Origin of the sequence: Paraburkholderia terricola (assembly GCF_900142195.1) — a bacterium.
Taxonomy (GTDB): Bacteria; Pseudomonadota; Gammaproteobacteria; order Burkholderiales; family Burkholderiaceae; genus Paraburkholderia; species Paraburkholderia terricola.
Genome location: NZ_FRAB01000032.1, coordinates 75,718 through 84,497, shown reverse-complemented (window position 1 = coordinate 84,497; position 8,780 = coordinate 75,718). Strand labels below are relative to the sequence as shown.

Below are 8,780 nucleotides of genomic sequence, written 5' to 3'. Positions count from 1 at the left end.
TCGGTTTTCATGGAAGGTCCTGTTTCTCGGTGTCGTGGGTTGTCGGTTCGTGTTCGGTCCGGGCGATGATCGAGGCAATCGCCACGGTCACGCCGGCATGCGCGGTCTTGCGGACGAGGAGTTGGGCGTTGGGTACAGCCGACGCAGCCGACGCAGCCGACGCAGCCGACGCAGCCGACGCAGCCGACGCAGCCGACGCAGCCGACGCAGCCGATGCAGCGGACCCGGCCGACACGTTAGCCGCGCCGAGCAGCGCGCACGGCTCGCAAACGCCGTCCACGCCGAGATGCTCGCGTGCAACCGCCGAAGGCTCGGCCACGGGTATCGCCGCGATTTGCTCGCGGCTGAAGAGTGCGATCGGCAACGCGTGGCGTGCGCAGAATTCGAGCAGGCCTGCTTCGTGGGCTTTGCTGTCGATCGAGGCGATCGTGCTGATTTCGTCGAACGTATGCGACCCGAGCGCGGCGCGCACGGCCGTTTCGATCTGCACGGCCGAGGTGTGCAACCGGCAACCGACGCCGACGCTCAGCGTTTTCATGGGCACGCTCCGCGCCAAAGCCAGCGACGCGACGCCGCCGATCACCACGATCGCCGGCGAGCCGAGCCCGGCGCGAGACACCGTATCGGCGAACTCTCCAAGCCGCGCCAGCGCATGCCGTTGCTCGGGCCGCGTGGCCGATTCGATCGCGGCGCACGGCGTATCAGCGTTCATGCCGGCCGCGAGCAACGCCCCGACGATATCGCTCAAGCGCCGCATGCCCATGTAGATCACCAGCGTCATGCGCGTGGCGACGAGCGCGGCCCAATCGGGCTCGCCGCTGCCGGCGCTATGTCCGGTGACGAACACCACGCCTTGCGCATGATCGCGATGCGTGACCGGAATGCCGATCGCCGCGGGCGCCGCGATGCCCGCCGTGATGCCGTTGATCACTTCGGCGTCGATGCCCGCTGCTTGCAGCGCCTGCAATTCCTCGCCGCCGCGCCCGAACACGAACGGATCGCCGCCTTTCAAACGCGCGACGCTGCGCCCGGCCCGCAGATGCGCGAGCATCTGCACGATGATCCCGGCCTGCGGCGTGGACGGATGTCCGCCGCGCTTGCCGACGTAAATCACCAGCGCGTCGGCGCGCGCGAACTGCAATACGTCGGGATTCACCAGATCGTCGACCAGCACCACGTCGGCTTGCGCGAGCGCGCGGGTCGCCTTGAGCGTCATCAGTTCGACGTCGCCGGGGCCCGCGCCGATCAGCCACGCGCGGCTCATCGCGGCATGCATGGCGCGCGCCATGTCGTGACGGACGGGAAGGGCCGAAGCGCCAGGAGGGCGTGCGAGCCGGCGGAAAGGGAAGAACTCATGCGGTGCTACGGATATCAGGCATGACGTAATGCGCCGCTTCACCAAGATACATGCAAGCGGGGACCACGCCGTGCTTCAGCGCCATCACATCCGTCCCTCGCGGATTCCGGCGGCCGGCAGCGTGACGTTCGCTGCCTCCGCGTCTGGCCGGTATCCGGGCTGGCGGCCTCATGCGCTTTGCCTTCCCGTCCGCATTCGTCGGACAGTGGCATCGAAAACGCATGCGCGGCGCTATAAAACCCATCGAGCGCCGCAGGTCGCTTACCGTTGCGGGGACAGCACAGGTTGAGCGCGGCAAGCGCGGCCTGTTTCCCGTTTAACTGCACACGCGAATGCATGTGCGGGCACCAAACGCGCGCTTACGATAGCACATGACGCCCCATCCGATAAGCGCCTCCGTCCTCGCGTTTTCTTGACTGCGCCGGGTCGCGGGCCTACACTCGCACGCACTTTGGTGCTCGTGTGCGCGCTCCTGCGCATGCAGTTAAACGGGAAACAGGGCGCCCGCCTTCAAGGACCGGGTCAACCTGTGCTGCCCCCGCAACGGTAAGCGAAATGCGGTACGTCACGTACCGCGGAGCCGGCTTCGATGTCCACGCGCAAGGCCGCGTCGGCATACAACCACTGGGCGAGAAATCACTCGCACGGGAAGGGGAAGCGGCGCTTTCGCCAGCCCGGATACCGGCCAGAGCACGCAGGACGAACGCCGCGGGGATGCGGCATGCGTTCATGACCTCACCCCGCTTGCTGTCTTTCCCTGTTGCAGCAACGCCGTCGATCGAATGGACCTCACGATGCAAACTCAAATGCGCAAGATCCCCGTCACCATCGTCACGGGCTTTCTCGGCAGCGGCAAGACCACGCTGCTTCGGCACATTCTTCGGCATGCGGGCGGCAAGCGCATTGCGGTGATCGTCAACGAGTTCGGCGAGCTCGGCATCGACGGGGAAATCCTCAAGGGCTGCGGAATCGGTTGCGACGAAAACGGCGTCGAAACCGAAGGGCAACTGTATGAACTGGCGAACGGTTGCCTGTGCTGCACCGTGCAGGAAGAATTTTTTCCGGTGATGGAAAAACTCGTCGAGCGCCGCGAGCAGATCGATCACGTGCTGATCGAAACGTCGGGCCTCGCCTTGCCCAAGCCGCTGGTGCAGGCGTTCAACTGGCCGCAGATCAAGAACAGCTTCACGGTGGATGCGGTGGTGACCGTGGTGGACGGCCCCGCCGCCGCGAGCGGCCAGTTCGCCGACAACCCGGCCGCCGTGGATGCGCAACGCAAGGCCGATCCGAATCTCGATCACGAATCGCCGCTGCACGAACTGTTCGAGGATCAGTTGTCCGCGGCCGATCTGGTGATTCTGAACAAAACCGATTTGCTCGACGACGCGCGGCAAAGCGCCGTGGAAGCCCTCATTCGTGAAGAGATTCCACCGCAAGTGAAGATCGTGCGCGCGCAGATGGGCCAACTCGATCTGCACACGTTGCTGGGTCTCGAGGCGGCTTCGGAAGAAACCATCCACTTGCGCCACGATCACCACGGTTCCGCCGACGACGCCGATCACCACCACGACGAATTCGATTCGGTGGTGGTGCAGGCGAGCGCGCCATCGCGCGAAGCGCTGATCGCCGCTTTGCAAGGGCTCGTCGAAACGAACACGATTTACCGCGTCAAGGGTTTCGCGGCTTTGCCGGGCGCGCCGATGCGTCTGGTGATCCAGGGCGTGGGCCGGCGTTTCGATAGTTATTTCGATCGGCGCTGGCAGGCGCATGAAACCGATGCGGGACTGCAAAGCCGCTTCGTGCTGATCGGCGAGGACCTGGATCAGCACGCGCTGCAACGCGCATTCGACGCGGCGCTCGGTGTGGCGTCGAGCGCCGAAGCGCAACAGGCGTAAGCGCTCATGCATCTGCTGCGCACCACGCCGGGTGGTTTTGTCGACGACACGCAAGGCGTGATCCGCATCGATCAGCGGCCCGCCGATATCGTGGTGCTCAGTTCCGCCGACACCACGCTGTCGCTGCTCGCCAGCGTGTTTCCTCGTCTCGGAGACGGCTTCCCGAGCGTGAGGCTCGCGAACGTCACGTATCTGCGGCAGCCGGCCTCGGTCGATTTTTATGTCGAGGACGTGTTGCAGCATGCGCGCGTCGTGGTGGTCGATCATCTTGGCGGCGAAGCCTATTGGCCCTACGGCATCGAGCAGGTGGTCGCGCTCGCCGAGCGCAAGCAGCAGACGCTCGCGATGTTCTCCGGCGATCTCCAGGAAGACCCGAACCTGCTTGCGCGCAGCACCGCGAGCGCCGATCTGTGCCATCAGCTATGGCGTTATCTGCGTGAAGGCGGCCCGCAAAACGCCGAGGCGTTTTTGCGCTGCATCGCGTATCGCGGCTTCGGTTGGGGACGCGAGCCCGCGCCGCCGCGCGCGTTGCCGGCCGCGACGCTCTACCACCCCGAGCGCGACACGCCGACGATCGCCGACTGGCAGGCGCGCTGGCGGCAAGACGCGCCGGTGGCCGCGATTCTGTTCTACAAGGCGCATCTGCAAGCGGCCAATACGGCGGTGTTCGATGCGCTGATCGACGCGCTCGATGCGCAAGGTCTGAATCCGTTGCCGATCGCGATTACGTCGCTGAAAGACGCGATGAGCCGCGAAGTCGTGCAGTCGCTCTGTGCGCAACATAACGTCGCGCTGGTGCTGAATACGACCGCGTTCGCCGCGTCCGCGATCGACGACCCCGAGCCGCTCGCGCTCGCCGGCGACGCGCCGGTGTTGCAGGTGATCCTGAGCGGCGGCAACCGCGACGACTGGCTCAAGGACAATCAAGGTCTGAATTCGCGCGACATCGCCATGCATGTCGCGCTGCCGGAAGTGGACGGCCGCATCATCACGCGCGCGATCAGCTTCAAGGGGCTCGCGTATCGCTGTCCGCACACGGAAGTCGACGTGGTGCGGTATCAACCGGACCTCGAACGCGTGAGTTTTCTGGCGGAACTGAGCCGCCGCTGGTGCCGTCTGCGCACGCTCGATAACGCGGACAAGAAGCTCGCGCTGATCCTCGCCAACTATCCGATGAGCGAGGGGCGCATCGGCAATGGCGTGGGACTCGATACGCCGGCCTCGGTGGTCGGCATTCTGTCGATGCTGCGCGATGAAGGCTACCGTCTCGCGGACTTGCCCGCGCACGGCGATGCGCTGTTGAAGAAGCTCACCGAAGGCGTGACCAACGATCCGGTCGTGCGTGATTTGCGGCCGGCATTGCAAAGCCTCGCGCTCGACGATTACCGCGTGTACTTCGACGCATTGCCCGCCGAGGCACGCAATGCGTTGAACGCGCGCTGGGGTCCGCCCGAGCAGGACCCCACGTTGCGGCGCGGCCGTTTCATGATCGCCGGCTGGCGCTGCGGGCATGTGTTCGTCGGCATTCAGCCGTCGCGCTCGCGCGAGCAGGGCGATTACGCGAGCTATCACGACGCCGAACTCGTGCCGCCGCATGCGTATCTGGCGTTCTACTTCTGGCTGCGTCACCAGTTCGGCATCGACGCGGTCGTGCACGTCGGCAAGCATGGCAACCTCGAATGGCTGCCGGGCAAGAGCGTTGCATTGAGCGACGCGTGCTGGCCCGACCTGATTCTTGGGCCGATGCCGCACCTGTATCCGTTCATCGTCAACGATCCGGGCGAGGGCAGCCAGGCGAAGCGGCGCGCGCAGGCCGTGATCATCGATCACCTGATGCCGCCGCTCACGCGTGCCGAAAGCTACGGGCCGTTGCAGGATCTCGAACGCCAGGTCGACGAATACTATGAAGCGCTGATGGTCGATCCGCGCCGTTCCAGGCTGTTGCGGCGCACGATTCTCGCGACCATCGTCGAACATAAGCTGCATGAGGAACTGAGTCTCGCCGAGCCCGCTGGACAGGATGACGAGGACGCGCTGCTCACGCGCGTCGACGCGTGGCTGTGCGAGCTGAAGGAAGCGCAGATTCGCGACGGCTTGCACACCTTCGGGCAATCGCCCGAAGGAGTGCAGCGGCGCGATACGTTGCTGGCTTTGGGGCGCTTTCCGGTCGGCAACGGGCAAGGCGGCAACGCCGGTTTGATCGACGCGTTGGCGCGCGATCTGTGCATCGATCATCTGTTCGATCCTTTGTCGGTGGATTGGTCGGCGGTGTGGAACGGGCCGCGTCCCGACCTCTTGCAGCACGTGAGCGACGCGCCGTGGCGGCACGGCGGCGATACGCGCGAGCGTCTGGAGTTGCTGGCGGCGCAGATGTTGCGCGCGGTGTGCGGCGATGATGCGCATGCCATGGCGCCGGCGGCCGGAAGCTTGCCGCAAGCCGAACGGGTGATCGAGCGTCTGCGTCACGATGTACTGCCGCGGCTCGACGCATGCGGTCCGCAGGAAATGCGGCATCTGAAGCGCGGCCTCGAAGGGCGCTTCGTGCCGCCGGGGCCGAGCGGTTCGCCGTCGCGTGGCCGGCCCGATGTGCTGCCCACCGGCCGCAACTTCTATTCGGTCGACACGCGCGCGATTCCCACGCAAGCCGCGTGGTCGCTCGGTTTGAAATCCGCACAGCAGTTGATCGAGCGGCATCTGCAGGAACACGGCGACTATCCGCGCGCCATCGGCCTGTCGGTATGGGGCACCGCGACCATGCGCACCGGCGGCGACGATATCGCCCAGGCGCTCGCGTTGCTCGGCGTGCGGCCGAAGTGGGCGCCGGGCAGCCACCGCGTGACCGATTTCGAAATCATGCCGATCGAGGTATTCGACCGGCCACGTATCGACGTCACGTTGCGCGTGTCCGGTTTTTTCCGCGACGCCTTCGCGAACGTGATGCATCTGTTCGACGCGGCCGTGCAGGCGGTGGCCGAACTGGACGAACCCGAACACCTGAATCCGATTCGCGCCCGCGTGCTGCGCGAACGCGACGCGTTGATCGCGCGCGGCATGGACGCCGCCGAGGCGCGCAAGCGCGCCGGCTGGCGTGTGTTCAGCGCGCGGCCCGGCGCGTATGGCGCGGGTCTGCAAGACATGATCGACTCGCGGCAATGGCAAACCGATGCCGATCTCGCGAACGCGTATCAGGCGTGGGGCGGTTACGCCTACACGCAAAAGAACGCGGGTGAGGAAGCGCGCGACACGTTCGGCGCACGCCTCGCCGCAATGGACGTGGTCTTGCAGAACCAGGACAACCGCGAGCACGATCTGCTCGACTCGAACGACTATTACCAGTTCCAGGGCGGCATGGTCGCGGCGGTGCGTCATCTGGCCGGCAATCAGCCGCACGTCTATCATGCCGACCACAGCAACCCGGCCGCGCCGCGCGTGCGCACACTGCACGAGGAAATCGCGCGCGTGGTGCGCTCGCGCGTGGTCAATCCGAAATGGCTCGATGGCGTGAAGCGTCACGGCTACAAGGGCGCGGCGGAAATCGCCGCGACCGTCGATTATCTGTACGGTTACGATGCGACCGCGCGCGCGGTCGCGGATCATCAATACGCGCTCGTCACCGACGCTTATCTGAACGATGCCGATACGCGCGAGTTCTTGCAGCGCCACAACCCGCATGCACTGCATTCGATCTGCGAGCGCCTGCTCGAAGCCATGCAGCGCGGTTTGTGGCAGGCGCCCGGCGACTATCGCGCGCAAGTCGAACGGCATCTGTTCGCGAGCGAGCAGCAGATCGAAGGAAGGCAAACATGAAGGCAGCGACATGACGGCAGCAACCCAGCGACCCGCGTTTCCCTTTGCCGCGCTGATCGGCCAGGCGCCGTTGCAGCAGGCGCTGTTGCTGGCCGCGATCGATCCGGGGCTGGGCGGCGTGCTGGTGAGCGGACCGCGCGGCACGGCGAAGTCGACCGCGGCGCGCGCGCTTGCCGAGTTGCTGCCGGAAGGGCAACTGGTGAATTTGCCGCTCGGCGCGAGCGAGGATCGTCTGATCGGCACGCTCGATATCGAAACCGTGCTGCGCGATGGTTCGGTGCGCTTTTCGCCGGGTCTGCTTGCCAGGGCGCATCGCGGCGTGCTGTATGTCGATGAAGTCAATTTGCTGCCGGATGCGCTCGTCGATGCCTTGCTCGACGCCGCGGCAAGCGGCGTGAATACCGTCGAACGCGACGGCGTTTCGCACAGTCACGATGCGAGCTTCGTGCTGATCGGCACGATGAATCCCGAGGAAGGCGAGTTGCGTCCGCAGTTGATCGACCGCTTTGGTTTGATGGTCGAGTTGCAGAACTGTTATGAGCCGCGTGTGCGTGAGGAAATCGTGAAGGCGCGGCTGGCGTTCGATCTCGATCCTGGCGGTTTTCGCGCGCGTCATGAGCAAGAGCAGCAGCGCTATGTTCAGCGGATTCGTGCGGCGCGCGAAGCGCTGCCGCAACTCGCGTTCGACGATACGGTGCACGCGCGCGTCAGCGCGCTCTGCATCGGCGCGGCCGTGGATGGTTTGCGCGCCGATCTCGTGATGCTGCGCGCGGCGCGGGCATTGGCGGCGCTGGAACAGGCGGCGGCGATTAGCGCGGAGCATGTCGATCGGGTCGCCGAGGCTGTGCTGGTTCATCGGCGGCATCAGCGTGACCCTCAGCAGGGCGATGACGCGCGCGAGAGCGGTTCAAAGGGCTCGTCCCCGACTGCACACGATGCGGCCGCGGCCAGTAGCGAAAGCGATTGGGGCTACCTCCCGCCCGAGCGTTCCGCCACCACTCAGGTCAAAGGCGTCATTCCACTCAGCGCAAAAAAACGCTGAGCCATCGGAAGGGCGCCGCCGCTGACTCGCGCAGCGGTTTTCGATGGCGGCAAGGCGCGGGCGTGAATTCGCGCAACCGCTTGCGCGGCACGCCGGGCAAGCGGATCGCGTGGCCGCCGACGCTCGCCGCGATGCGCCGGGAGACGCTGCGCGCCGAGCACTTGCGCTTCGTGCGCGAGGCGCCGCGCGGCGGTGTGCTGCATTGCTTCGTCCTCGATTGCTCCGGGTCCATGCTGGCCGGGCAGCGCCTCGCGCTCGCCAAGGGGCTGCTGATTGCCTTGTTCGACCGCGCGAGCGCCGCGCGCGCCGAGGCGGCGCTGATCTGCTTCGGCGGCAATGGGGCGGACGTGCGTTTCGGTCCTGCCGTGCCGCGCTGGTGGAATGAACGGTGGCTGCGTCCCGTGGGCGGCGGCGGCGGCACGCCGCTCGCGTCCGGCGTTCGCGAGGCGGCACGCTTGCTGGAGCGCAGCGCGCGCCGTCGTCCCGCGCAGCAGCGCTGGCTGTGGATTCTGACCGACGGCCGCAGCAGCGATCAGCCGACTCGCCCGCTCGACGCCGATGAAATAATATTCGTCGATTTCGAACGTGAGGCGATACGCCTGGGCCGCTGCGAAGCGCTGGCCGATGCGTGGGACGCGCGGCGTTTTACGCCGGAAGAACTGATCGGTTAGCGCGCGTC

The 8,780-nt window shown here is 66.1% G+C and carries 5 protein-coding genes and 2 riboswitches; of the genes, 4 read left to right on the top strand and 1 reads right to left on the bottom strand.

Annotation, left to right across the window (positions count from 1 at the left end; genetic code table 11):
- Positions 1 to 7 precede the first annotated feature (7 nt).
- Complete coding sequence (cobA, locus tag BUE39_RS36095) at positions 8 to 1,264, bottom strand: uroporphyrinogen-III C-methyltransferase (protein ID WP_412534869.1); 1,257 nt, start codon at positions 1,262 to 1,264, stop codon at positions 8 to 10.
- A 221-nt stretch (positions 1,265 to 1,485) separates the two neighbouring features.
- Positions 1,486 to 1,724, bottom strand: a riboswitch (cobalamin riboswitch).
- 68 nt (positions 1,725 to 1,792) lie between these two features.
- A riboswitch (cobalamin riboswitch) is annotated at positions 1,793 to 2,061 on the top strand.
- 90 nt (positions 2,062 to 2,151) lie between these two features.
- Between cobA and cobW the strand changes: the two genes are divergently transcribed.
- The 4 genes from cobW (at position 2,152) to BUE39_RS23720 (ending at position 8,772) form a co-directional block, all read left to right on the top strand.
- Entirely contained in the window at positions 2,152 to 3,252 is a 1,101-nt protein-coding gene (gene cobW / locus BUE39_RS23735; protein ID WP_277998136.1) for a cobalamin biosynthesis protein CobW, read from the top strand.
- 6 nt (positions 3,253 to 3,258) lie between these two features.
- Positions 3,259 to 7,059 (top strand): cobaltochelatase subunit CobN, encoded by a 3,801-nt coding sequence (cobN, locus tag BUE39_RS23730; protein WP_073431157.1) that lies wholly within the window; start codon positions 3,259 to 3,261, stop codon positions 7,057 to 7,059.
- 10 nt (positions 7,060 to 7,069) lie between these two features.
- Positions 7,070 to 8,101, top strand: coding sequence for an ATP-binding protein (locus BUE39_RS23725; RefSeq protein ID WP_073431156.1), 1,032 nt, complete (start codon positions 7,070 to 7,072; stop codon positions 8,099 to 8,101).
- Positions 8,102 to 8,232: 131 nt separating this feature from the next.
- Positions 8,233 to 8,772: a vWA domain-containing protein gene (locus BUE39_RS23720; protein ID WP_412534868.1), complete on the top strand. Its 540-nt coding sequence runs from the start codon at positions 8,233 to 8,235 to the stop codon at positions 8,770 to 8,772.
- The last annotated feature ends 8 nt before the right edge of the window (positions 8,773 to 8,780 follow it).

Coding starts and splice junctions, on each gene's coding strand:
- cobA (WP_412534869.1), bottom strand. CDS start 1,264: ATGAGCCGCGCGTGGCTGATCGGCGCGGGCCCCGGCGACGTCGAACTG.
- cobW (WP_277998136.1), top strand. CDS start 2,152: ATGCAAACTCAAATGCGCAAGATCCCCGTCACCATCGTCACGGGCTTT.
- cobN (WP_073431157.1), top strand. CDS start 3,259: ATGCATCTGCTGCGCACCACGCCGGGTGGTTTTGTCGACGACACGCAA.
- BUE39_RS23725 (WP_073431156.1), top strand. CDS start 7,070: ATGACGGCAGCAACCCAGCGACCCGCGTTTCCCTTTGCCGCGCTGATC.
- BUE39_RS23720 (WP_412534868.1), top strand. CDS start 8,233: ATGCGCCGGGAGACGCTGCGCGCCGAGCACTTGCGCTTCGTGCGCGAG.